Origin of the sequence: Enterobacter sp. 118C5 (genome assembly GCF_034107645.1) — a bacterium.
Taxonomy (GTDB): Bacteria; Pseudomonadota; Gammaproteobacteria; order Enterobacterales; family Enterobacteriaceae; genus Enterobacter; species Enterobacter nematophilus.
In genome coordinates, this window is record NZ_JAWNEU010000002.1 from 1 (window position 1) to 24,903 (window position 24,903).

Genomic DNA, 24,903 nt, shown 5'->3' on the forward strand with positions numbered 1-24,903 from the left:
GTACTGTATTTATATACAGAAAAAATCAATCCAATTTAATAACTACTAAAACTCAACAGGACTTTTCTCATTATTAATACCTGTCTACATCTTTTGCAATCTTTGTTTCTAGCTATTCCGCACGCCAGCAGTACGAGAAGCAGCGGACTAATCAGGGAATGCAGATTAACCTAGCCCTCAGTGAGGAAAGCAATTCTGACTGGCTTCCCAAATGTGGGGATATTGGAGATAAGTAGATGCAATCAGCCCGGCCTTCGCCGGTTTTTTTTCATTTAGTACAGCAATGTAGACTTTACTATTTACTCTTCACAAAGAGATAACTTAACAACATACTGATTTTATTAAATAAACCGTGAGCGACCACTGTGAACCATAATCCAAATAAAAGTATTTTCTGGGCTTTATGAGATAACCTGACAGTTGTTGTTAATTCATGTTCTAGTTTTTGGGGATTAACATCAGCAATTGGTATACGCCCAACAACGAAAATAAAAATTAACAATAAAAATCAATAGATTAAAAAAAGACAGACTCCGCCAACCCAAAATTCTCCATCAGTGATTACTAGAGTCATCCGATGAAGTCCTGAAAGCCCTGCGGGCTTTTTTGTGCCTGCAATTTCCCCCGCGAAGTTCGTAAAATATTCCGGCTACACTGGAACATTACGCCATCAAACATTGTTTCGCTCATGCTCAATGAGCCATTCTTTGCGCGAAATACCGCCGCCGTAACCCGTCATCTTTCCATCTTTGCCAATTATCCTGTGGCAAGGGATCACAATGGCAATCCGGTTTGCGCCATTTGCAGCAGCGACGGCGCGCACAGCATTGGGCTTATTCATCCCTAGCGAAATGGCCTGATAGTGCGAAGTCTGTCCATAGGGAACTGCACGCAACTCATGCCAGACGGATTGCTGAAAATCACTGCCCGGGGCATCCACAGAGAGATCAAACTGTCGGCGAGTTCCAGCAAAATACTCGCTGATTTCTTTTACTGCTTGTCGGGTATGGCTGTTTTCACCGGTGACAATTCTGGCGTTAAACAAACGCTGGATATCGCGGAATTCTGTTTCTAACATCCGGCGATCGGTAAACTCCAGCAGACAGACTCCCCGCTCTGTCGCACAGACAAACATAGGCCCAAGCGTAGTGGTAAACCGATGAATGACAATCACCTCGGTTGCCTGAGTTGGCGCTGCGCCAGTAATCCGCTTGTAGGTGTAACCAAACCCGCTCAGGGATTCATAGCCATTGTCCAGCGCAACGTCAGTAGCCGCTCGCCCGCTTTTCAGCTCCTGCAAGGCTACGTTCACCCGCTGCATTCGCTGGAAAGCCTGAAAAGTGATGCCGTGATGTTGCAGGAACCAACGCCTTACCCGCTCCGGACCGATCCCCTGCTGACGAAGTTCCGCGTCTGTTACGCGGGATTTTATATCGCGCCTGACAAGCGCAAGCGCCTGTTCAACAAATAATGGCGCGCTGTGCGCATTTTCAGCGGGTCTGCAGACCTTACAGGGACGAAAGCCGTCCGCCAGGGCAGATTTGGCATCTTTATAAAATTCAACATTTTCGCGTCTGGGCTTTCGCGCCCGGCATACCGAAATGCAGAATACGCCAGTGGTTTTGACGCCAACAAAAAATACGCCGGTATATTCTGAATCTCGTTCGAGTAATGCCTGATACCAGATATCACACAAATTCTTATCGGTTATTTTCATCGCTAAAAAGTCCTGCAAACGTCTGACGAGTTCGAATCGCATGCATTACATCACTCAGCGTTGACTGCATGGCTGAATGAACAAAATTGCCCATTGAAATGCGGTTTACCCCGGCCCGTTTCAGCCTGTCGAACGACGGAAGATCGGGCATACACATGACGTTCAGGGGCAGACCCGTTGCCTCTGCAATGAGGCTGATGTCTTTCTCTGACGTCAGACAGGGAACAAAAAGGCCATCGGCACCTGCAGCTTTATAGCGCTGACCCCGCAATATCGTCTGCTGCAATGCATCTTCATGCCCGAGCAGGTAAGCGTCAGTCCGGATGTTCAGAAACAGGCTGCAGTTTTCTCTTCTCAGCGCATTGCTTACTGTTCTCAGATTACGGGAAAAATCAGAGACATCGTCAAGCTGACGCCCCCCGTTAATGACTCTGCTGTCTTCGAGGTTGACGCCTGATACGCCTGTCTGAGCAAGGCGTCTGAGATGGGCGACTATCTCTTCGGCTGAATCGCCATATCCTGCTTCCATATCAACGCTCAATGGCAGGCTGCTGACAGCCCGGATACGGGTGACCACATAAAATAATTCGTTAAACGGCATTCCCTGCCCGTCTTCATATCCCAGCGTGGACGCTATTGCCGCGCTGGACGTTCCCAGTGCCTGATAGCCTGCTTCTTGCGCTGCGACAGCGCTGGCGGCGTCCCAAACGTTGGCGATCAGCAGGGGCTCATGCTGGTTGTGGAGTTCTGCAAAATTCATATTCATTTCCTCTCAACAGATTGAAAATGAATCTAAGCATTCAGTAAAAACGTCACAACCGAAATTCAGACGACCATTTTTTAGCAAGCGTAGTCTGGATTCGCAGACCGGTCAGATCTGTTGTAAACCAGACGCGCCAGCCTGCATTTTGAGCTTATTAATGAACCAGCGTCCGGCCGGACCCGGAGGATGTTCTTCTAAATGCACGGCCTGCATGGCAAAACCCGGTCCGACGTCAGGCTGTATCTGCAAATTCAACGCGACCAGCTTACCCGTCGCAAGGTCCTCCTCCACCACTGCAGCGGCATATAGCCCCAACCAAGCCCGGCGCGCAGGAAGGCGTGCTTCGCGCCCATATCGGCCAAATGCCAGGTTTTTGACGACATCACGCCAAAGCTCCGGCCCACGGTAAGCGACGAACGATCGGCCAGCACCAGCTGAACGTGTTCCGCTAAAAGCGAGCGGAGGATCGGCCCTGGCAGGTTAGCCAGCGGATGTTCAGGTGAGACAACGGCCACGGCCGGCACGCTGAGAAGAAATTCTGAGGTGCATCCAGCCGGAATATGCGGCAGCGAGCCGATAATCGCCACCCGACAGTGGCCGTCCAGCAGAGGCTGGAGCACCGCCCCTAACGCTTCCACATACAAACGCAGCGGCGTGTCGGGAAATACCTGATGAAACGCCTGCACCGCAGCGGTGAGCTGCGCAACGGGAAACATCACATCGACGGAGACCGCCAGTTCAGGCTCAAGGCCTTCGGCTAAGGTGCGCGCCTTAGCCTTAAAGGCGTCCATTCCGGCAGCGGCAAGGCGCGCCGCTTCCAGCATCGCGACGCCCGCCTCCGTCAGTTTCGGATATCGCCCGGAGCGATCGAATAATGGAAATCCGACCTGCGCCTCAAGATTGGCCAGCGTCGCGCTGACAACCGACTGCGCGCGCCGCAGTTTACGACCGGCGGCCGAAAAACTTCCCTCATCAACGGCGGCAATGAATGTGCGCAGTTGATCAACAGACATACCGTCCAGCATGTATCGCTCCGGCAGATGGAACCCATCTAATTATATAGGCTATTCAGATAGGTCGAAGATTACTACTCTCTACGCATGTTCACTACTCTTCCAGAAGGAAATTAAGCATGAAAACAAAAACTGTAGGTATTATCGGCGCTGGTGCAATCGGGCAAGCCTTTGCGAAACAGCTGGTAAATGCGGGCATGAACGTTATTCTGAGCAACAGCCGCGGGCCGGAAAGCCTGTCTGACGTGGTTGAAGGATTGGGCCGCGGGGCTCGCGCCGGCACCGCACAGCAGGCCGCTGAAGCCGACATCGTTTTTGTCAGCACTAACTGGGACAAAACCGAAGCCGCGTTAAGCGGAATTACCTGGAATGGACGCATCCTGATTGACGCCACAAACCCGGTACTTTTGCCAGGCTATAAGCTGGCAGAACTGGGCGGAAAAAACTCAAGCCAGGTGGTGACCCAGTGGGCGCCGGGGGCTCGCGTCGTCAAAGCCTTCAATACCCTTCTTGCAGGGGTGCTGGCTCAGGATCCGGCGCAAGCGGGTGGCCGTCGTGTCGTCTTTATCTCCGGAGACGATGCAGATGCGAAGGCGGAAGTGAAAGCGTTAGCCGGGCAGCTGGGCTTCGCAAGCATTGATTTAGGCAGTCTTGAGATCGGCGGGACGCTCCAACAATTCCCTGGAGGGCCTCTTCCGGCGGTTAATCTGGTGCAACTGGCATAGCAAAAGGCAACGATAACGATGACTCAGCGAACTTCCGCAGAGACGTTTGAAGAATACCTTCCCGGCAAGCTGCTCCGGGAGCATCGGGCACAATCTTCCCGGGATGTATTCGTTCAAATTCTGGCCCGCAGACAAGTCCAGGAAAACGTCATTATTCCGGCGGTTCCGGAGCCCTTTATCGTCTGGATCCTCTCTGGTCAAGCCGTTGTTGAGGAGCGTTCCCCCGGCGAGGCGTGGTTAGCAAACCGCGTTACCGCAGGCGATTTCTTTCTCACGACGGCGCCCTCTCCCACTGAAATGCGGTGGCAAGCCGAGCCAGATATACCGTTCATCGTCATGCATGTGTATATCGGCGTGGCCATGATGCAGGAGTGTGAACTGCGGGAGGTCTCCGGCGCGCGCGACGAAACGCTATCCGCCCTGCTGGAACAGATACGCCAGGAGCTGTATCTGCATACTCCCCCAAGCGGCCCCTTTATCCAGGGGATTGCCCAGGCGCTGGCGGTACACCTGGTTCGCACCTACGGCACGCACACGAAACGACACCGTGGTGGGCTACAGGCATTTAAACTGCACCGGGTCTTCACGGCAATGCGAGAAGGGTTGGCCCAGCCGTTTGACCTGGCACGGCTGGCTAAGCTGACCGATCTCAGCGAATACCATTTTAGCCGTGCCTTCAAACAGTCGACCGGGCTTTCGCCCTCCCACTATTTTATCCGGCTACGCATGGAGGAAGCGCGCCGCATGCTGTCGGAAACCAATGATTCCATTATCAATATTGCCCTGAACGTGGGATACACCAGCCCCAGCCACTTTGCTGCCGTCTTCCTCAGGCATAACGGCGTGACGCCCTCGCACTATCGCAGCGATATCGTTCGCAGCAAAAGTCCGACAGTTTGAGCAAAAGCCCGCGCGAAGCCACCGCCTGAAACATCCATTATTGACCCGTACTTCAGACGTTCTTTCTGAAGCGTTGAAATTAACTCTCACGAGGATCAGTTATGGAACTTAAAGATAAAGTCGCTCTCATCACCGGTGCTTCAAGCGGGATTGGTGCCGCCACGGCAAAAAAATTAGCGGAACAGGGCGTCAGGGTCGGTCTCGCCGCTCGCCGCCTGGATCGCCTGCAGGCGCTGGTCTCTGAAATTGAGGCTGACGGCGGTGAAGCCATGGCGCTGGTTATGGACGTCACTGACCCGGCCTCGGTTAATGAAGGGGTCGCGACACTGCACAAACGCTATGGCCATATTGATATAGCCTTCAATAACGCCGGGCTGATGCCGATCTCGGATATTGCCAGCCTCAAAGTCGATGAATGGCACCGAATGGTAGACGTGAACGTAAAAGGCCTGTTTAACACCGTAGCGGCCGTGCTGCCGATTATGCAGTCGCAGCGGTCTGGTCACATCATCAATACCTCGTCGATCGCCGGGCGCAAAACGTTCCCCGGGCTTGGGGTGTACTGTGCAACGAAGCACGCCGTTGCCGCCTTCTCGGATATTTTGCGTATGGAGCTGGCGCCGCAGTTCAACATTCGCGTCACCTCGCTCCAGCCGGGAGCCGTAGAAAGTGAATTATTCGAGCATATCAGTGACGACAATTATCGCGCGCAGATGGAACAGCTGAAGGAGAAGATGACGTTCCTGAAAGCCGACGATATCGCCGACTCGATTGTTTACGTGCTGCAGGCACCGGAACATGTGGACATGGCAGAGCTGTTTATTATGCCGACCGAGCAGCCCTGGTAAGAAAGTAAAGCGGGTCAGGCAATGCCTGACCCGCTAATTTTCATCCGCGACGTTAGTTCGCAGATGCCGTCGGTCTGATCGTGATTTCTGTTGTATCGACACTCTCAGGCGCCTCGATGATGTGGCGCACGGCGCGGGCGATATCAGCAGGTTTGAGGGCAATAGCACGATACGCGTCCATCGCCGCCATGGTTTCCGGGTGCGTAATGGTCGAGGCCAGTTCGCTTTCCACTACTCCAGGGTTAACGCAGGTCACGCGGATATTCGAACTTTCCTGACGTAAACCATCCGAAATCGCCCGTACGGCGAATTTGGTCGCACAGTAGACGGCAGCCGTGGGCACAACGGACAAGGCACCAATCGAGCCGATATTAATGATTTGTCCCGAGCCCTGGGCTTCCATAATCGGCAGAACGGCGCCTATTCCCCACAGCACGCCCTTGATATTGACGTCAATGGTGCGCTCCCACTCATCCTGCTTGCCTGCCGAAAGCGGAGAAAGGGGCATGATGCCCGCGTTGTTAATCAGCACGTCAATGCGGCCCCATTTTTCACGCGCTGCCTGCACGAAGTCAGCCATCGACTGGCGGCTGGTAACGTCTAAGACTGCGGCCTCTGCTTCCCCCCCTGCACTGCGGATTTCAGCAGCCAGGGCGTTGATGCGATCCAGCCTGCGAGCGCCCAGGAAAACCTTCGCGCCTGCCTTGCCCAGCTCTCTGGCAATACCTTCTCCGATACCGCTTGATGCACCGGTAATTAAGATGACTTTGTTCATGTTTTGCTCCTTCAGTTGAGTTCAACGAGATAATAGATACTCATCATTGTTTCTTGTATCCTGCCTTTACTGGACTCACTGGTTAGCCATGTTAAACAATGAAAATCGATCTCAATCTGTTACCCGTTTTTCTGGCGGTCGCCGAGGAGCGCAGCTTCAGCGCTGCCGCCGTGCGGCTGGGCATAACCCGCTCCGCTGTCAGTCAGGGGATTAGGCGCCTTGAAGATGGTTTTCAAACCCTGCTGGTGATGCGCACCACGCGCTCGGTAAGCCTCACTGAAGCAGGTGAACGGCTGCGTAAATCGTTGCAGGGCCCCGTCGCCAATATTGAAGCGGCCTTTGAAGACGTCGCGTCGGACACCACACCGCGCGGCCAGCTCAGAATCGCGGTCACCTCAATTGCGGAAGCGTTTCTCTCTGGCCCGCTGCTCGCGTCGTTTGCGGCTGCGCATCCTGCAGTATCGCTTGATATCTTCGTGTCGGATGAGGAGTTCGATATCGTGGCGGCGGGCTATGACGCTGGGGTAAGGCTGGGTGAAGTTATCGAAAAAGACATGATCGCCGTTCCCCTTACGGGCCAGCAGCGTGAGAGGGTGGTGGCTTCGCCGTCCTATCTGGCGGCTCACGGCATACCTGAGCACCCCCGGGAGCTGGTTACTCACCGGTGTATCGGCTGGCGCCCTGCCCCGGACGTTGCCCCCTATCGTTGGGAATTTGTGGAGGCGGGCGTTCCCTTCGATGTGGCGATTGAACCGCAGATCACCACCAACGATCTGCGCCTCATGCTCAGCCTGGCACTGGCCGGCGGTGGCATAACCCTGGCCACGGAGGATACATTCACACCGTATATTGAAACGGGGCAGCTTGTTGCCCTGCTGGATACGTTTCTTCCCTCTTTTCCCGGCTTTTATCTCTATTTTCCCCAGCGTCACAATATGGCACCCAAGCTAAGAGCCCTGATCGAGCACGTCCGTCAGTGGCGACAGCCAGCGGCAGCGCAAACTGTTCAAAGCTAACAGGGCGCAGACCCTTCCGTGCAGATTTTCCTTACCCTGCCACCGCCGTTTGATAAACATCAACGACACCGCCCTCCTCCCATGGAAAAGTAAAAACGGACACAAGATACTTTGATCTCATTACAGTTTTTTCCTAAAGCCACCCCGCTTCGTCTGTGCCATGCTGAATCACGCTCATAACCGATAACGTTAAATGAGGATATTATGAAAAAAACAATTATCGCATTATCTGCCGTTCTGCTGGCTTCCCCAGTATTTGCTGCGACCACACATGCAACTGACGATACCGTCGCTGCGGCGAACGCAAACGCCAACGAAGCGAAGCAAAAACTGCACGAAGAGCAGAACAAAGGCGAAGAGCTGAAGCTGAAACAGCAGCATGCTGCGGAAGGCAAGAGCGAAAGCTTTGGCAGCAAAGTCAGCGAAGATTCCCAGAAAGCCTGGCATAAAACCAAAGAAGGCACCGAGAAAGGGTGGGATGCCACTAAAGAAGGCGCTGAGAAAGGCTGGAACAAAACCAAAGAAGGTGCCAGCGAGCTGGAAAAGAAAGTCACTGAATAACCGACACACTCACCTCAGGGCCGCGCTAGCGGCCCTTTTTATTGCTTCGAACAAAGGGTCTTATTGCAAACGTCCGGTTGCCCATCCCCGTGGTCATATTTTTTCGACCTCAGCATCAGGTTAATGAATGAACCGCATTGAAAATAAAGCAGGTTATTATATTTCCGTTCGCAGTAGCAGAATTCCAACGCCCTATAAGAATATATTTTAAATTACTATTAATATAATATATCCTACATCAAAAATGTTACCCTAACTTAAACGACGTTTAAGCAGATTTAAATAATAACATTTTTAATTACGTCAATAAACGTCACTACCAATTATTGAATTACATCTAAAGCATAAATAAAAAACGTAAATCTAAAACAGAAAAGGCAATAAAAACAATAATATAATAAAAGCAACACATAATTCCCATCAATAAATTAATGCCCTCTTTACGACTTACCCCTTTATTTACGAAAGCTTAATTTGCACATTCACCGTTTTCTGGCTATATCATTTTTATATCCTCAAAACCAAATCCTCTATTAATTACAGGGTTTTATAAGGCACAAAATACGCATAGCAAACATTCTTTTTGATAAGTAATTACATTCGCTCTGATGTTGCCACTCTGAATCCTGGCGGGCATCGTTCGCTCTAAAAAAGACGGTGAGTACTGTTTAATAAACAGCAACTCCGCCGGGGGCGCCCTTTACCTTCTCCAGAGATGGCTCGTCTTGCTCGTCGTTCACGATAACTCTGCTGGAGTAATACCTAAATGAGCCAAATCTCTGTTATATCAAAACTCACTGGCGTGGAAACGACCACGGAAGGCACACAGGTTACGCTGAGCCATTCCTCTATCGTTGAGCTTCATGTAGAGCGAGCCGATGTCTCCCACTTCGCGCGAAGCGGTAACGATCTGGTGGTGACCCTGCACTCAGGGGAAGTGATCACTCTTAAAAATTTCTACGTCACCGATGCGCAGGGCGTGAGCCAGCTGGTGCTCCAGGAGAGTGACGGTGCGTTATGGTGGATTGAAGATCCAACCGGGGCCGCCACGTACGAGTCCATCGCGTCTACGGACGCGTTGCTGGCCGCATCCGGGAGTGATGCCGGTGGTGCCGCCATCTGGCCATGGGCGCTGGGCGGCATTGTCGCGGCTGGCGCCATCGCGGCGGTGGCGAGCTCCAGTGGCGGCGGCGGTGGGGATGACGACGACGATGGAGATAACAGCAGCCCTCCTCCCGGCACGCCGGTCGATCCGTCCAACCCGGATACAACACCGCCGAATGCACCATCCAGCCTTCAGTTCTCGTCGGACGGTAAAAGCGTCACCGGTACCGCCGAGCCCGGCAGTACCATCACGCTGAAAGACGCGAACGGCAACGTCATTGGCACCGGGAAAACCGGCAGTGACGGCAACTTTACCGTGTCTCTCGGCACTCCGCTGACCAACGGCGAACAGGTGACCGCCACCGCGACGGATGCGGCCGGGAATACCAGCCAGGGCACAACGATTACGGCGCCGGATCTCACCGCACCCGATGCTCCGACAATCGGCAGCGTGACGGACGATGTCGCCCCACTAACGGGGTCGGTCACTAACGGCGGCAGCACCAACGATCCACGCCCGCAGCTCAGCGGCACCGCGGAGGCGGGGTCCACCGTGACCATCTATGACGGCGGAGTCGCAATCGGTACGGCGCTCGTCGCCAGCAACGGCACCTGGACATTCACGCCGTCAGCTGACCTGACTGAAAGCACCCACCAGATTACCGTGCGGGCAACCGACGCCGCCGGCAATCTCGGACCGGCCTCGCCGGTATTTACCCTCACCGTGGATCTGACCCCGCCGACCACGCCAACCGCGATTGTGCTGACCGACGACACGGGTGCGATCAGAGGGACCATAACCGCAGGCACGCCTACCGACGCTTCAAAGCCAATCCTGGCGGGAACGGGCGAGCCAGGTGGCACAATCACTATCTACGATAACGGTGTGGTGGTTGGCACCACGACGGTGCTGCCGAACGGCACCTGGAGCGTCACGCCGAACGGCCCGCTCCCGGACGGGACGCACTCGATAACCGTCGTTGAAACCGATGCCGCCGGAAACCAGAGTGCGGCCTCAGAGCCGATCATCTTCACCGTGGACACCACGCCGCCGCTGGCCCCCGGCGACCTCGTCGTGTCGAACGATGGCGGCACCATCACCGGCACCGCCGAGCCTGGCAGCACGGTAACCATCCGTGAAGGCGACGCTATCCTGGGCACCCCGGTGGCCGACAGCGAGGGCAACTTTAGCCTGACGCTGACCCCGCCTAAGCTCAACGGCGAAGTCCTGACCGCAGTCGCCACCGACGCGGCGGGCAACACGGGGCCAGCAACCTCCGCGGCGGCGCCGGATGTCACCCCGCCGCAGGCTCCGGTTATCGTGTCGGTGATTGACGACGTGCTGAACACAACCGGTCCCGTGGACCAGAATGGGCTGACCAACGACCGGGCGCCAACCCTGAACGGCACGGGCGAACCCGGTTCGACCATCACGATTTTCAACGGCAGCGATATTATCGGCACGGTGGCCGTCCCCTCATCCGGCCTGTGGAGCTTTACGCCGCCCTCACCGCTGGCCGATGGTACGTACGTGCTGACGGCGACGGCAACGGATGCCGCCGGTAACCCGAGCGGACAATCGAACGCGTGGACCATTATCGTCGACGGGACTGCGCCGGAAGCCCCGGTCATTACGCAGGTCGTTGACGATGTTCCCGGACGTACCGGCTCCCTCGACCTCAATGAGACCACCAATGATTCAACCCCGACGCTCAGCGGCACCGCCGCCGCAAATGCCACGGTGACCATCCGCGTGGACGGCGTTGATATTGGTACGACCGTCGCCGATGGCCTCGGCGCGTGGAGCTTTACTCCGGATACCCCCATCGCCGAGGGCCCGCATACTCTGACCGCCGTCGCGACTGACGCGGCGGGCAACATCAGCGGCGTCTCCAACAGCTGGGGCATCATCATTGACAGCGTTGCCCCGGATGCGCCGGTCATTACCCAGGTAGTGGATGATGTGCCAGAGCGCCTCGGCGCGCTCAATCCTGGCGACAGCACCAACGACACCACGCCGACGATCAACGGCACCGCTGAGCCGGGCTCAACCGTCACCATCCGCCAGGACGGCGTCGATCTCATCACGGTTCCGGTCGACAGCAACGGCACGTGGACCTTTACCCCCGCCACGCCGCTTGGCAACGGGACCTATACCTTTACCGCCGTCACCACCGACGGAGCGGGTAATACCAGCCAGGCATCAGGCAGCTTTACCCTTACCGTCGATACCACGCCGCCAGCGGCGGCCACTATCGCCACCGTAACCGATGACGTCGGCGGCGTTAACGGGCCGCTCACCAGCGGCGACACCACCGACGACACCCAGCCGCTGCTGCAGGGCACCGCGCCGGCAGATACGGTGATCACCGTCTATGACGGCACCACCCTGCTCGGCACCGCGACCCTCGACGGCAGCGGCGGCTGGAGCTTTACCCCCGTTATTCCGCTCACCGACGGGCAGCACACGCTGACGGTGCATGCCACGGATGCCGCAGGCAATACCACCATCTCAACGCCGTTTGAACTGACGGTAGATACCGTTCCGCCAGCCACGCCGGATATTCCGGCAATCACCGTCAATCCTGACGGCACAGAAACGCCGCTGAACCCGGGAGAAACCACCCGCGACACCACGCCAACCCTGAGCGGCACCGGCAATCCGGGCGATACCGTGACCATCTACAACGGCGGCACCAAGCTTGATGATGTGCTCGTGGACGGCACCGGCAACTGGACCTGGACGCCCGCCACCCCGCTGCCTAACGGCACCTATGACATTACCCTGACCGTCACCAACATGGACGGCACGGGCAACGAAAGCGCCCCGTCCCAGCCGGTCACCATCACCATTGATACCGATGCGCCAGTCGCACCTGCAGCACCGGTGATTACCGACAGCGTCAGCCAGATAACCGGCCCCGTTCCCGACGGCGGAACCACCAACGATCCGCGCCCGGTCCTCAGCGGCACCGGTACGGCGAATGACGTTATCAACATCACTGATACCGTTAACGGCACCCCGACCATCGTGGGCACCGTCACGGTAGACAGCAACGGCAACTGGAGCTGGCGTCCTGACAGTAATATTGGCGATGGCAGCCACGTCTATACCGCCACCGCCACCGATGAAGCGGGCAACGTCTCTGACGCTTCGCCGGCGATTACGATCAATGTGGATACCGTTGCACCGGTTACGCCAGTATTTGACGCCGTCGGAGGTCAGCCAAACGGTGGCGTTATCACCGATGCGACGCCAACTGTCGGAGGAACCGGCACGACTGGCGACACGGTCATCGTCTACAACAACGGCGTTGAGTTGGGCCGTGTCGATGTCGTTAACGGAGAATGGAGTTTTGTTCTGCCACAACAAACGGATGGCCTGCTGAACATCACCGTTGCGGGCGTAGACGCGGCGGGTAACGTCAGCGCGCCGAGCCCGGTCATTAGCGTCACGCTCGATACCGTTGCGCCTGAAATCCCCGTCATTAACGCCGTTGCTGACAGCCTGCTGTCCAACAACGTGCTGTATACGAAGGACGGCACGCCGACCCTTACCGGCACCGGTGAACCGGGCACTACCGTTATCGTCTCCGTAGACGGCACGCCATCTGCCGTGCCGGTAACGGTGCAGTCAGATGGCACCTGGAGCTGGACTGCCGACGCGACGCTGGCGGAGGGTCCGCATAGCTTCACCGTCTCCTCCAGCGATCCGGCGGGTAATTCCTCCGGGGATTCAGCGCCGCTGAGCGTGACGGTCGATACCGTTGCACCGGCCGATCCGGGCAACATGAGCCTGCCTGAAACAGGAACACCGCTGACCGGTACCGGCGAAGAGGGAAGTACCATCACCGTGAAAGACAGCGGTGGCACGGTCATTGGTACCGGCGTTGTCGGCAGCGACGGCAGCTTCTCCATTGCGCTGAGCCCGGCGCAGCTGGATCCAACCACGCTGACCGTGACCGCCACGGACGCCGCAGGCAATCCAAGCGCCGATGTGCCTTTTATCGTCACCGACTCGCCGCTTGAGCTGCCGCAGGTGCCCGTCATTACGGCCATCGTCGATGACGTGGACCCGGTCATTGGCGATGTGAAAGGCAAAACCACCAACGACACCACGCCAACGCTTACCGGTACGGCCGAAGCGGGCAGCGTGATTACTATCTATCAGGACGGTAGCACGACGCCATTGACAACGGTGACCGCCGACGGCAGCGGCAGCTGGAGCTATACGCCAGCCGCGCTTGGCGAAGGGCTGCACACCTTCGAGGTGACCGCGACCCTCAACGGTGCCACCAGCGGCCGCTCTCCGGCGGCCAGCGTCACCGTCGACCTTACCGCCCCGGGTACGCCAACCATTGGCTCGGTCATTGACGACGTTGGTCCTGTCACCGGGCCGCTGACCAGCGGCCAGACCACCAACGACAGCCAGCCGACCCTCTCCGGCACCGGCGCGGTGGGGGATACCATCTCCATCTACAACAACGGCGTGCTGCTGGACAGCGTGGTGGTCGGCAATACCGGCACCTGGAGCTACACCACGCCCGTCCTGCCAGAAGGCAATAACGTTCTGACCATCCGCGAGACCGATCCGGCCGGGAACCAGAGCGGTCTTTCGGCGGACTTCACCCTCGTGGTGGATTCCGTTTCCACCACGCCGGTCATCACCAGCGTAACGGATAATGTAGGCAATGCTGCGACCCCGGTAGCCAGCGGCAGCGAAACGAACGACGCCACGCCAACCCTTTCGGGGACGGCGGACGCGAACAGCGTGGTGACCATTTTCGATGGCGCTACCCAGATTGGCGTGGTTACGGCTGATGGCACCGGCGCGTGGAGCTTTACGCCAGAGACCGCTCTTGTCGAAGGGCCACACGCGTTCACGGTTCAGGCAACCGATCCGCAGGGTAACCTGAGCCTGGTCTCAGCCCCGTGGAGCGTGGTGGTTGACCTGACGGCGCCGACGGTTCCAACGCTGGATACGGTGAGTGATAACGTCCCTGGCGGCGCCACGGGCAACCTCACCAGCGGGCAGGCGACCAACGACACCACCCCAACGATTAGCGGCACCGGACAGGCAGGCAGCACCATCTACATCATGAATAACGGTACGCAGTTGGGTACGGCGATCGTCGACGGAACCGGCAACTGGTCCTTCACCCCGACCACGCCGCTGGACGACGGCAGCTACTCCCTGCGCGCGTACGCAACGGATGCCGCGGGCAATGCCTCGGCTAACTCGTCGGTCTTCGCCTTCACCGTCGATACCGCAGGCCCCGGCGTGCCGGTGGTGACCAGCGTGATTGACGATGTCGCACCGACCACGGGAACGCTCGCGTCGGGTAACAGCACCAACGACGCGCGTCCGACCTTCAACGGCACGGGCGACGTGGGCTCTACGGTGCACGTGATTGTTGATGGCAACGAAATTGGCACCGCCGTGGTCAATGCCCAGGGCATCTGGACCTTCACGCCGGGTACCGATCTGCCCGACGGACCGCACGCCATCACCTTCAACGCCACCGACGCGGCGGGCAACGCGGGCACCGCAACGGCACCGTTTAACCTGACGGTGGATACGGGCGTGCCGTCTGCGCCGGTCATTTCAGCCGCGGCAGATAACGTGGGCAGTATCCAGACCCCGCTCACTTCCGGGCAGAGCACCGACGACACCACGCCAACGCTGAGCGGCACCGCGACGGCCAACGCCACGGTCACTATCTATGAAAACGGTCAGCCGGTCGGCACCGCGCTGGCGGACGGTACCGGCGCATGGAGCTTTACGCCGTCCACGCCGCTGGCCGCGGGCAGCCACACCTGGACCGCCACGGTGACCGATGAGGCAGGGAACATCAGCCCCGCCTCGCCCGGCTTTACGCTGGTTGTCGATACCACGGCCCCTACCGCGCCGGTTATCAGCCAGGCGATTGACGATGTGGGAACCCTTACCGGGCCGCTCACGTCCGGGCAGACGACCGACGACACCGTACCGCGGCTGGTCGGCACCAGCGAACCGTTTGCCACCGTGAATATCTATGAGGGAACCACGCTGGTCGGAACGGGCACCGCTGACGGCAGCGGCAGCTGGAATATCTTACTCAATACCACGCTGACAGAGGGGGCGCACAGCTTCACCGCGCAGGCCACGGATGCCGCAGGCAACATCAGCACGTCGTCCGCAAGCTTCAGCCTGACGATTGACACCGCGCCGCCAGCGCTGCCGGTGCTCACCAGCATCCTGGATGACGTCGGCAACGCGGCAACGCCAGTCGCCGACGGTGGAACAACCAACGACGCGCAGCCAACCCTCAGCGGTACGGCAGAAGCCGGTTCGACGGTGAAAATCTTCGATAACGGCGTGCAGATCGGCAGCGTGACGGCCACCGGTGGGGCATGGAGCTTTACGCCTTCTCCGGCGCTGGGCAACGGCCCGCACACGTTGACCTTTACCGCCACCGATACCGCAGGCAATGCCAGCGCGCCAACCGCCGGGTACACGATTAACGTCGATACCCTTGCCCCGGCAGCGCCAGTCATCAGCTCGGTAATTGATGATGTCGGCAGCGTCATCGGCCCGGTAACCGGCGCCAACCCGACCAACGACACGCGTCCAGCGCTGAGCGGAACCGCCGAAGCGAATGCGACGGTACGGATCTACGATGGCATCACGCTGGTGGGCACCGTCACCGCCGATGCCAACGGCAACTGGACGCTGCCAGAAACCACCACGCTGACGCAGGGCACACACAACTTCACCGCCACGGCCACCGATGCCGCAGGCAATACCAGCCCGGCATCGGCCGTGACGACGATTATCGTCGATCTTACCGCCCCAACGGCCCCGACCGGGACCTTTAACGCCGACGGTAGCGTATTAACCGGCAATGCTGAAGCTGGCAGCACCGTCACTATCCGCCTCGCGGACGGCTCGACGGTGACCACCACAGCGGGCAGCAACGGCACGTACAGCTACACCTTCGTCAACAAGCAGACCGAAGGCCAGACGCTGCAAATCACCGCCACCGACGCGGCGGGCAACGTCTCGCTGCCCGGCTCGGCGCTCGCGCCGGTGGTGCCGCTCTCCGCCAGCAATAACGTCGAAGAGCTGGAACTCGGCACCACGGCCACCGTCACCAACAGCCAGTACAGCGACTACGGCTTCCTGCTGGTCGGCGCCGTGGGCAACGTCCTGACGCTGCTCGGTAATGACACCGCTCAGGTGAACTTCACCGTGGGCAGCGGCGGCAGCGCGGATATCGTCGTGAACGCCAACGCCACGGGGGCCGTGCTCTCTCTGCTAAACACCCTTGAGCTGGTGGTACAGCGCTTTGACACCGTGAACAACACCTGGACTACCGTAGTCGATACCGGGCAACCGCAGTTTGCCGACCTGCTGACCCTGGGGGCGACAGGCGTTTCGCTGAACCTGACCGGGCTGGCGGACGGCAACTACCGCGTGCTGAGCTATAACACCAACCTGCTGGCGACCGGCTCCTACACCAGCCTCGACGTGGCGGTGAAAGAGACCGGACCGGGCACCGTCACGGGCGACACCAGCCTTGACGGTAACGTGATCACCGACGTTGACCCAACCGCGGGCAGCGACAACGCTCCGGCCGGGGCAACGGTCACGGCCGTCACTAACGCGCAGGGTGTCACCACCAGCGTCACCGCCGACGGCACGGTGATCCAGGGTCAGTACGGTACGCTGACCATTAACCGCGACGGCAGTTACACCTACGATCTGACCAACACCAGCGCAGCGGTGATTGGCCGGACGGAGAGCTTCAGCTACACCATCACCCATAACGGCGTCAGCGCGTCGGCAAACCTGGTGCTGGCGCTGGGCACCGGTACCGCCACCAGCGGTATTGTCGCGGTTGACGACACGAACTCGCTGACCTTCGATACCACCGTCAACGCGATTAACAACGGTACGTCCTCCCAGGGCGGCTTTACCCTGGTGGGAATCAATCTCGGCAACACGCTGGGGCTGAACCTGCTGGACGATATGACCAACCCCATCATCTATAACGTGGAGGAAGGCACCACCCGCACCATGACCATCCAGGCTTCCGTTGGCGGCGTGGCCCTGGCATCGGTGTTCGACCTGTACATCTACAAGTTCAACAACGCGACGCAGACCTTCGAGCAGATGCGCGTTGAACCAGGCTGGCTGCGCGCGCCGCTGCTGGGCGGCACCTCGCCTCAGCTGACGCTGCAGCTGCCGGCCGGTGAGTACCTGTTCCTGCTGAATACGGCAGCGGGGATCACCGCCCTGACGGCCTACACGCTGGACGTGCTGCAGGATCATGTCTACAGCGTGGCGAGCGTCAGCGCGAGCACCTCCGGGGATGTTCTGACGGATGATATTGCGCCAGTCGGCACGCTGGTGACGGAAGTTAACGGCGTAGCGGTGAACAGCAGCGGTCTGACGAACATTACCGGCGAGTACGGTACGCTGAGCATCAACGCGGCCGGGGAGTACACCTACACCCTGAACAGCGGCGTCGGCGTTGACCACATCAGCACGCCGGATACCTTCGTCTACACCATTACCGCGCCGGACGGCACGAAAGACACGGCTTCGCTCAACATCACCCCAACCGCGAAGCCGATGGATGCGGTGAATGATGTCAGTACCGTGATGGACGTGACGTCGGTACACCACACCGCCGCGTACTCGGATACTACCGTCGGGTCGGCGAGCTGGAACGCCGCGCTGCTCACTTCAACCCAGGGCTCCGGCACCGGTACCTTCGTGGTGGATGCCAATACCGCGCTGCACAACGTGGTGCTGACGTTTAACGTCGCCTCGCTGCTCTCACTCGGCGGGTTAACGGTGGACTGGACGCTGACCAATGGCGCCACCACCGTGAGAACCGGCTCGTTCAACGGCGGGCTGCTGCTGGGCGGCACGGCGACGATCAACCTGACGGGTCTCGATCTGGAGGCGGGGACCTACACCCTGAACTATACCGGCAGAATGGGGCCGCTGGCTGCAGGAAATATCACCATTACCCCAAGCGTCACCGGCACCAGCTACTCGCTGTCGCAGTTCGACGCCACGGGCACCCACACCGTTGACGGCAACATTTTCGACGGCACCGGTTCCGCAGGGACACTGGATCAGCTGCACTCGGTCGATACCCGCGTGAGCATTACCGGCTACGACGGCGTCACCACCACGCTGGATCCGTACACCGGCAGCACGCAGGTGAATATTACGGGCCACTACGGCACGCTGGCGATTGCCGCAGACGGCAGCTACACCTACACGCTCAACCCGGGGATATCGCTCTCGACCATTACCAGCAAGGAGGTCTTTAACTACACCCTGACCGATGCCAACGGCACCACGGACACCGCGTCGCTGACCATCAACATGGCGCCGAAATTTATCAGTTCGGAGCATAACGATGTGGTTAGCGGTACGGCCTACGGCGACACGCTGATTTATCAGGTGCTGAACAGCACGGCGGGCAACGCGACGGGGGGCAACATCACCACCGCCGGCGGCGACCACTGGACGAACTTCTCCCTGGCGCAGGGAGACAAGATCGACATTGGCGATCTGCTGGTGGGCTGGGACGGAAATACCGCCTCGCTGGGGAATTATATCAATGTCACGCAAAGCGGTAGCAACACTGTGATCTCCATCGACCGTGACGGTGCAGGGAGCACCTACACTAATACTGCACTCGTTACGCTTGATAACGTGCAGACCACCTACGACGAGCTTGTGAACCAGCAACACATCATTACCTGATAGCACCTGCACGAGATGACCCGGGCGCGCACAGCGCCCGGGCATAAATAATAAAGCTGTACTTTTTTATTAGGGACAAGACATGGGAATAAAGATGCCTTACTGGTGGCTCTCGTGCTGCCTGATATCTGTACCCGCCATCGCGGCAAACCCGGCGGCAACCATCAATACCGGACAGCTCCGCGAAACGCAGGAACTCCCCTCACTGAATGGCCGCGTCGCCCCGCTGACAGGCAAAGCCGCTCCCGGTTCACTACAGCTTGGCGAGGCCGTCAACCGCGCCGTCACCTGGCACCCGGCGATCGCGGAAGCCGTGGGCAAACTCTACGAACAGAACGAAGAGGTCGACGTCGCAAAATCGAAATACTATCCGCAAATTAACGCCGGCATGGACAACGGGTATTCCCACGATGGCGATCAGAACGGCTTCACGCCGTCGCTGGTGCTCTCTCTTTCACAGATGCTCTACGACTTCGGCAAAGTGGCAAGCCAGGTGCGGGCCGAAAACGCCGGGGTCGCCCAGCAGCAGGCCAACGTGCTGGTCAGCATCGACACCATCGCCCACGATACCGCCATCGCTATGGTGCAGGTGCAAACCCTTCAGCAGATGGTCGACACCGCCAAAGAGCAGCTCGACGCCCTCTCCTCAATTGGCAAGCTGACCCGCCTGCGTAACGACGAAGGGGCCACCTCGCTCTCTGACGTGGTGCAGACCGACGCGCGCATTGAAGGCGCGCGCGCCCAGCTGATGCAGTATCAGGCCAGCCTCGACAGCGCCCGCGCCACGCTGATGAGCTTTCTCGGCTGGAACAGCCTGAACGAAATCAGCAATGATTTTCCGCAGAAGCTGGCCCGCAGCTGCGATATCGCCGAGCCGGACGATCGTCTGGTGCCTGCGGTCCTCGCCGCCTGGGCACAGGCGAACGTCGCGCAGGCCAACCTCGACTACGCCGACGCGCAGATGACGCCAACCGTCTCGCTGGAGCCGGAAGTCCGTCACTACCTGAACGATAGCTACGCGGGCAACGAAACGCGGGATCGCACCCAGTATTCCGCCTGGGTGAAAGTCCAGATGCCGCTCTACCAGGGCGGTGGGCTCACCGCCCGACGCAACGCCGCCGGGCACGCGGTGGAAGCGGCGCAGTCGACCATTCAGCGCACGCGCCTCGATGTCCGCCAGAAGCTGCTGGAGGCCCGCAGTCAGGTGATGAGCCTGCAAAGCACGCTGCAAATTCAGGGCCGCCAGGAGGCGCTCAGCGCCCGCACCCGCGAGCTCTATCAGCAACAGTATCTCGATCTCGGCTCGCGCCCGCTGCTTGACGTGCTTAACGCCGAGCAGGAGGTCTATCAGGCACGCTTTACCCAGCAGCAGACCCTCGGTCAGCTGCACCAGCTGCAGCTCAACTGCCTCTATAACACCGGGCAATTGCGTCATGCGTTCGATCTTGATAACCGCACCATCCAGACCGTGGAGATCCAGCCATGAAGCAACGCGACATCCCGCAGGGGGAAACGATGACGGATGAGGCGCTGGAGCAGTGGGCTCAGGCGTTTGGCTTTGTTGCCACGCGCTACCGCGTTGCCTGTTCGCCAGGCTCGCTCGTCGCGGGCGCGCCGTGGCTGAAAGGCAAACCGATGGTCCCCGCCCTGACTCAGCTTGCCCGTGAAGCCGGGCTGACGTTCCAGCTGCTGACGGCCGATCAGCAGTCGATCAACAGCTGGCGTCTGCCGGTGGTGGTGGCGCTGAACGATGGAAAAATCGGCGTGATTGAAAATTTCGACGGAGAGGACACGCTTGAGGTCAGCTTTTTCGACGACAAGACGTACACCAACCGCCTGTCGATGAGCGCGATGTTGCCCGCCATCCACCACGTTATCGCCCTGCGTCCGCTGGCGGCGCTCAAGGACAGCCGCGTGGACGCCTACATCTCAAAGTACCGTCCGGACTGGCTCTACCGGCTGGTGATGCGCGACCTGCGCCCCTACAGCTGGGTGATGCTGGCGGCGCTGTTTATCAACGTGCTCTCCCTCTCCGGCATTGTCTTTTCCATGCAGGTGTATGACCGGGTGATCCCCGCCCAGTCCTACCCGACGCTCTACGTGCTGACCATCGGGGTGCTGATCGCCACCCTGTTTGGCTTTGTGCTGCGCGTCGCGCGCGGGCACATTATGGATCTGCTGGGCAAACGCTCGGATCTGCGCGTCTCGGATCGCGTGTTTGGGCACGCGTTGCGGCTGCGCCACAGCGCCATTCCGCGCTCCACCGGCAGCTTTATCTCCCAGCTGCGCGAGCTGGAGCAGATCCGCGAGATGGTCACCTCCTCCACCATCTCGACGATTGTCGATCTGCCCTTCTTCTTCCTGTTTGTGGTGGTGCTGGCGATCATCGCGCCGCAGCTGGCATGGATCGCCCCGGTGGCGGCGGCGATCATGGTCCTGCCCGGCCTGCTGCTGCAAAAGAAGCTGGCGGAGCTGGCGAAGCAGTCGGCCCATGAATCAACCCTGCGCAACGCGGTGCTGGTGGAGAGCGTGCAGGGGCTGGAGGACATCAAGCTGATGCAGGCGGAGAACCGCTTTTTGCAGCAGTGGAACAGCTATATCCAGATCACCGCGGAATCCGGCCTGCGCACCCGCGAGCTCACGCAGAACCTGATCAGCTGGGGGATGACCGTCCAGAGCCTGGTCTACGCCGCCGTGATCGTGGTCGGCGCGCCGATGGTGATTGACGGCACGCTGACCACCGGTTCGGTAGTGGCCGCCTCAATGCTGGCCTCGCGGATGATCGCGCCAATGGCGACGCTGTGTGGGGTGCTGGCCCGCTGGCAGCAGGTAAAGGCCGCCAAAGAGGGGCTGGACAGCATTATGCAGCTGCCGACCGAGAACCAGCGCGAAGAGACGCCGATCCGCCAGGACGTGCTGCGCGGACACTATCTTTTCGAGCAGGCGCAGTTCCGCTACCACCCGGAAGATCCGCGCATGGCGCTGCGCATTAACCGTCTGGAGATCAGGCCGGGCGAGAAAGTGGCGATCCTCGGGCGCAACGGCGCGGGCAAATCCACCCTGCTGCAGGCGATGGCGGGCGGAATGGATCTGGCGGGCGGCGAGCTGCGGCTCGACAACCTCAGCCTGCCGCATCTCGACGTGGCGGACGTGCGGCGCAACGTCGGCTTTATGACCCAGAACGCGCGGCTGTTTTACGGCACCCTGCGCGAGAACATCACCCTCGGCATGCCGCGCGCCACCGATGAAGAGATTTTCGAGGTGCTGGAGATGTGCGGTGCGGCCAGCTTTGTGCAGAAGCTGCCGAAGGGGCTGGACTACCCGATTATGGAGAACGGCGTGGGATTGTCCGGCGGGCAGCGGCAGTCAATCCTGCTGGCGCGGATGCTGCTGCGCGATCCGAATATCGTGCTGATGGACGAGCCAACAGCCTCCCTTGATGAGCACACCGAGCGGGAATTTATCCAGCGCCTGGGGGCGTGGCTCGGCAACCGGACGCTGGTTGTCGCCACCCACCGCGTGCCGGTGCTGGAGCTGGTGGAGCGCGTGGTCGTGCTGAAAGATGGGATGCTGGTCATGGACGCGCCAAAGGCGCAGGCGCTGAACAACAGCCGCATGCAGCAACAGCAGCAGGCAGCAACCGGACGGGAGTGGAAAAATGAAAATCAGTCAGCGTGACGTGGCCGCGATGGACGATCTGGACAATGCGCTCGACTCCGAAAGCGGCTATACCGGCGCGCGGCGGATCGTGATCTTCTCGTTGCTGATGTTTGTGGCGCTGGGCGTCTGGGCGTGGTTTGGGATGCTGGATGAAGTCTCAACGGGAACCGGAAAAGTGATCCCCAGCTCGCGCGAGCAGGTATTGCAGTCGCTGGACGGGGGGATCCTCACCGAGCTGAACGTTCACGAGGGCGATCAGGTGCAGGCCGGACAGGTGCTGGCGCGGCTGGATCCGACGCGTTCCGAATCGAACGTCGGCGAAAGCGCGGCGCGCTACCGTGCGTCGCTGGCCTCCAGCGCGCGTCTGTACGCCGAGGTCAACGATCTGCCGCTGAAGTTCCCGCCTTCGCTGGAGAAATGGACCGAACTGACCGCCGCCGAAACGCGGCTCTACAATTCCCGCCGCGCGCAGCTTGAGGACACGCAGCGTGAACTGCGTGCAGCGCTGGATCTCGCAAACAAAGAGCTGGCGATCACCCAGCGGCTGGTAAAAACCGGCGCCGCCAGCCACGTGGAAGTGCTGCGCCTGCAGCGGCAGAAAAGCGACCTGGAGCTGAAGCTCACCGACGTGCGTTCCCAGTATTACGTTCAGGCGCGCGAGGCGTTATCCAAAGCCAACGCCGAGGTGGATATGGTCTCAGCGATCCTGAAAGGCCGCGAGGATTCCGTCACCCGCCTGACGGTAAAATCCCCGGTGCGCGGGATCGTGAAAAACATCAAGGTCACCACCATCGGCGGCGTGATCCCGCCCAACGGCGAGCTGATGGAGATTGTGCCGGTTGACGATCATTTGCTGATTGAAACCCGCCTCTCCCCGCGCGATATCGCCTTTATCCACCCGAACCAGGAGGCGCTGGTGAAGATCACCGCCTACGATTACGCCATCTACGGCGGGCTGCACGGGGTGGTGGAGACCATTTCGCCGGACACCATTCAGGACGAAGCCAAGCCGGAGGTGTTCTATTACCGGGTGTTTATCCGCACCAGCCAGGATTACCTGGTGAATAAGGCGGGCAGGCATTTCTCGATCGTGCCGGGGATGATTGCCACTGTGGACATCAAGACCGGTGAGAAAACGGTGCTGGATTATCTGATCAAGCCGTTTAACCGGGCGAAGGAGGCGCTGAGGGAGCGATGATGAAACGCCTTACATCATTTTCTGAAGCCGCCTCGCAGGATTTAACTTCTCCTGGGTAACCTGCTTTTTATTAGGGGTAATCGGGCGTATGGTCCTTCCACGCCAGCAAAATCTGGCGTCGGGATTGGCATCCCGGTTAAACTTAATGGCGGCGTAAGCTCTTGTTGCGCCGTGCGTCTGGCTACATTTCAATGGTGGGCTGGGCGGGGGCGTCGCAAGACGCGCCGGTGTCCATTAAGGCCGGTAATGCCAACTCCGTTCAGTCCTGCCACCCGGGAAATTGGCATTTCTCTGGCAGTGTCTTAATCACTTAATGGAAACTGTCATATGACCACCAGTAACGCACTTTTCACTACCCCCTTCGACCACAATACCGACTTCACTGAACTTGCCGACAACTGCCAACGCTATTGCGAAGCATTGGTGGAAGAGACCGATCCTGCAAGAAAAATAGCGCTCTGCGGTCGTCTTGCATCGACCCTCGCCCTGCTCCGCCCGATGCTGCTGGAGCCGCTCTCTGAGCACTTACAGGAACGTCTTACCGTCGATGTGTTCCCCGAACATGAACCTGCATTCAACGCTGAATCCGATCAGCTCTGTCGCTACTGCGAGGAAATTACGCAACTGTTGATGGGGGGCGCGCTCGCCCCTGAATCCGCTCGTGTGATGGGAGATTTACTCTTTGAACTGACGGGATATTTTGCCGACCAGTTAAAAGCCCCTCGCTGGCTAAGAACGGAGGCTGGCGTAGCGTTGTTGGGTTGACGTGGTTTTCTCCCTCTCCCTGTGGGAGAGGGCCGGGGTGAGGGCATCAAACCGTACTCATTTTAAATTTATAAACAGGACGTTAATAG

The 24,903-nt window shown here is 59.0% G+C and carries 14 protein-coding genes and 1 pseudogene; 11 read left to right on the forward strand and 4 right to left on the reverse strand.

The features are described from left to right. Positions 1–128: 128 nt before the first annotated feature. A pseudogene (locus UTO39_RS22320) lies at positions 129–236 on the forward strand (hypothetical protein); the annotation flags it as partial. A 434-nt stretch (positions 237–670) separates the two neighbouring features. Here the strand turns inward: UTO39_RS22320 and UTO39_RS05240 are convergent. From UTO39_RS05240 to UTO39_RS05250, 3 genes are all read right to left on the reverse strand, one after another. Beyond that, positions 671–1,717, reverse strand: coding sequence for a methylated-DNA--[protein]-cysteine S-methyltransferase (locus UTO39_RS05240; RefSeq protein WP_320726867.1), 1,047 nt, complete (start codon positions 1,715–1,717; stop codon positions 671–673). Beyond that, positions 1,701–2,477 carry an isocitrate lyase/phosphoenolpyruvate mutase family protein gene (locus tag UTO39_RS05245; RefSeq protein WP_266179967.1) on the reverse strand — a complete coding sequence of 259 codons (777 nt, stop codon included), beginning with the start codon at positions 2,475–2,477 and terminating at the stop codon, positions 1,701–1,703. The genes UTO39_RS05240 and UTO39_RS05245 overlap by 17 nt, the downstream gene beginning before the upstream one ends. 254 nt (positions 2,478–2,731) lie before the next feature. After that, positions 2,732–3,493 (reverse strand): LysR family transcriptional regulator, encoded by a 762-nt coding sequence (locus tag UTO39_RS05250; RefSeq protein WP_320726658.1) that lies wholly within the window; start codon positions 3,491–3,493, stop codon positions 2,732–2,734. Positions 3,494–3,552: 59 nt separating this feature from the next. Here UTO39_RS05250 and UTO39_RS05255 point away from each other — a divergent pair, with 59 nt between their 5' ends. From UTO39_RS05255 to UTO39_RS05265, 3 genes are all read left to right on the forward strand, one after another. Next, positions 3,553–4,218: an NADPH-dependent F420 reductase gene (locus tag UTO39_RS05255; protein WP_266180008.1), complete on the forward strand. Its 666-nt coding sequence runs from the start codon at positions 3,553–3,555 to the stop codon at positions 4,216–4,218. An 18-nt stretch (positions 4,219–4,236) separates the two neighbouring features. Next, positions 4,237–5,118: a helix-turn-helix domain-containing protein gene (locus UTO39_RS05260; RefSeq protein WP_061097332.1), complete on the forward strand. Its 882-nt coding sequence runs from the start codon at positions 4,237–4,239 to the stop codon at positions 5,116–5,118. A gap of 101 nt (positions 5,119–5,219) precedes the next feature. Further along, positions 5,220–5,966: an SDR family oxidoreductase gene (locus UTO39_RS05265; RefSeq protein WP_320726659.1), complete on the forward strand. Its 747-nt coding sequence runs from the start codon at positions 5,220–5,222 to the stop codon at positions 5,964–5,966. A gap of 52 nt (positions 5,967–6,018) precedes the next feature. On the opposite strand, the gene UTO39_RS05270 is transcribed toward UTO39_RS05265, so the two are convergent. After that, the gene (locus UTO39_RS05270; RefSeq protein ID WP_061097330.1) at positions 6,019–6,741 is read right to left on the reverse strand and encodes an SDR family oxidoreductase; all 723 of its coding nucleotides are present in this window, start codon (positions 6,739–6,741) and stop codon (positions 6,019–6,021) included. 98 nt (positions 6,742–6,839) lie between these two features. Here UTO39_RS05270 and UTO39_RS05275 point away from each other — a divergent pair, with 98 nt between their 5' ends. The 7 genes from UTO39_RS05275 (at position 6,840) to UTO39_RS05305 (ending at position 24,814) form a co-directional block, all read left to right on the forward strand. Then, complete coding sequence (locus tag UTO39_RS05275; RefSeq protein ID WP_320726660.1) at positions 6,840–7,757, forward strand: LysR family transcriptional regulator; 918 nt, start codon at positions 6,840–6,842, stop codon at positions 7,755–7,757. Between the two features lie 204 nt (positions 7,758–7,961). Then, on the forward strand, positions 7,962–8,318 hold the full coding sequence (locus UTO39_RS05280) for a hypothetical protein (RefSeq protein ID WP_028014145.1): 357 nt from the start codon (positions 7,962–7,964) through the stop codon (positions 8,316–8,318). A gap of 766 nt (positions 8,319–9,084) precedes the next feature. Next, positions 9,085–19,191, forward strand: coding sequence for a BapA/Bap/LapF family large adhesin (locus tag UTO39_RS05285; RefSeq protein WP_320726661.1), 10,107 nt, complete (start codon positions 9,085–9,087; stop codon positions 19,189–19,191). A gap of 82 nt (positions 19,192–19,273) precedes the next feature. Further along, positions 19,274–20,677, forward strand: coding sequence for a TolC family outer membrane protein (locus UTO39_RS05290; RefSeq protein ID WP_253543121.1), 1,404 nt, complete (start codon positions 19,274–19,276; stop codon positions 20,675–20,677). Then, positions 20,674–22,869 (forward strand): type I secretion system permease/ATPase, encoded by a 2,196-nt coding sequence (locus UTO39_RS05295; RefSeq protein WP_320726662.1) that lies wholly within the window; start codon positions 20,674–20,676, stop codon positions 22,867–22,869. The genes UTO39_RS05290 and UTO39_RS05295 overlap by 4 nt, the downstream gene beginning before the upstream one ends. Positions 22,870–22,879: 10 nt before the next feature. After that, positions 22,880–24,049, forward strand: a complete 1,170-nt coding sequence (locus UTO39_RS05300) for an HlyD family efflux transporter periplasmic adaptor subunit (RefSeq protein ID WP_151412901.1) — start codon at positions 22,880–22,882, stop codon at positions 24,047–24,049. A gap of 327 nt (positions 24,050–24,376) precedes the next feature. Next, complete coding sequence (locus tag UTO39_RS05305) at positions 24,377–24,814, forward strand: hypothetical protein (protein ID WP_061097324.1); 438 nt, start codon at positions 24,377–24,379, stop codon at positions 24,812–24,814. The last annotated feature ends 89 nt before the right edge of the window (positions 24,815–24,903 follow it).

Coding starts and splice junctions, on each gene's coding strand:
- UTO39_RS05240 (WP_320726867.1), bottom strand. CDS start 1,717: ATGAAAATAACCGATAAGAATTTGTGTGATATCTGGTATCAGGCATTA.
- UTO39_RS05245 (WP_266179967.1), bottom strand. CDS start 2,477: ATGAATTTTGCAGAACTCCACAACCAGCATGAGCCCCTGCTGATCGCC.
- UTO39_RS05250 (WP_320726658.1), bottom strand. CDS start 3,493: ATGTCTGTTGATCAACTGCGCACATTCATTGCCGCCGTTGATGAGGGA.
- UTO39_RS05260 (WP_061097332.1), top strand. CDS start 4,237: ATGACTCAGCGAACTTCCGCAGAGACGTTTGAAGAATACCTTCCCGGC.
- UTO39_RS05265 (WP_320726659.1), top strand. CDS start 5,220: ATGGAACTTAAAGATAAAGTCGCTCTCATCACCGGTGCTTCAAGCGGG.
- UTO39_RS05270 (WP_061097330.1), bottom strand. CDS start 6,741: ATGAACAAAGTCATCTTAATTACCGGTGCATCAAGCGGTATCGGAGAA.
- UTO39_RS05275 (WP_320726660.1), top strand. CDS start 6,840: ATGAAAATCGATCTCAATCTGTTACCCGTTTTTCTGGCGGTCGCCGAG.
- UTO39_RS05280 (WP_028014145.1), top strand. CDS start 7,962: ATGAAAAAAACAATTATCGCATTATCTGCCGTTCTGCTGGCTTCCCCA.
- UTO39_RS05285 (WP_320726661.1), top strand. CDS start 9,085: ATGAGCCAAATCTCTGTTATATCAAAACTCACTGGCGTGGAAACGACC.
- UTO39_RS05290 (WP_253543121.1), top strand. CDS start 19,274: ATGGGAATAAAGATGCCTTACTGGTGGCTCTCGTGCTGCCTGATATCT.
- UTO39_RS05295 (WP_320726662.1), top strand. CDS start 20,674: ATGAAGCAACGCGACATCCCGCAGGGGGAAACGATGACGGATGAGGCG.
- UTO39_RS05300 (WP_151412901.1), top strand. CDS start 22,880: ATGGACGATCTGGACAATGCGCTCGACTCCGAAAGCGGCTATACCGGC.
- UTO39_RS05305 (WP_061097324.1), top strand. CDS start 24,377: ATGACCACCAGTAACGCACTTTTCACTACCCCCTTCGACCACAATACC.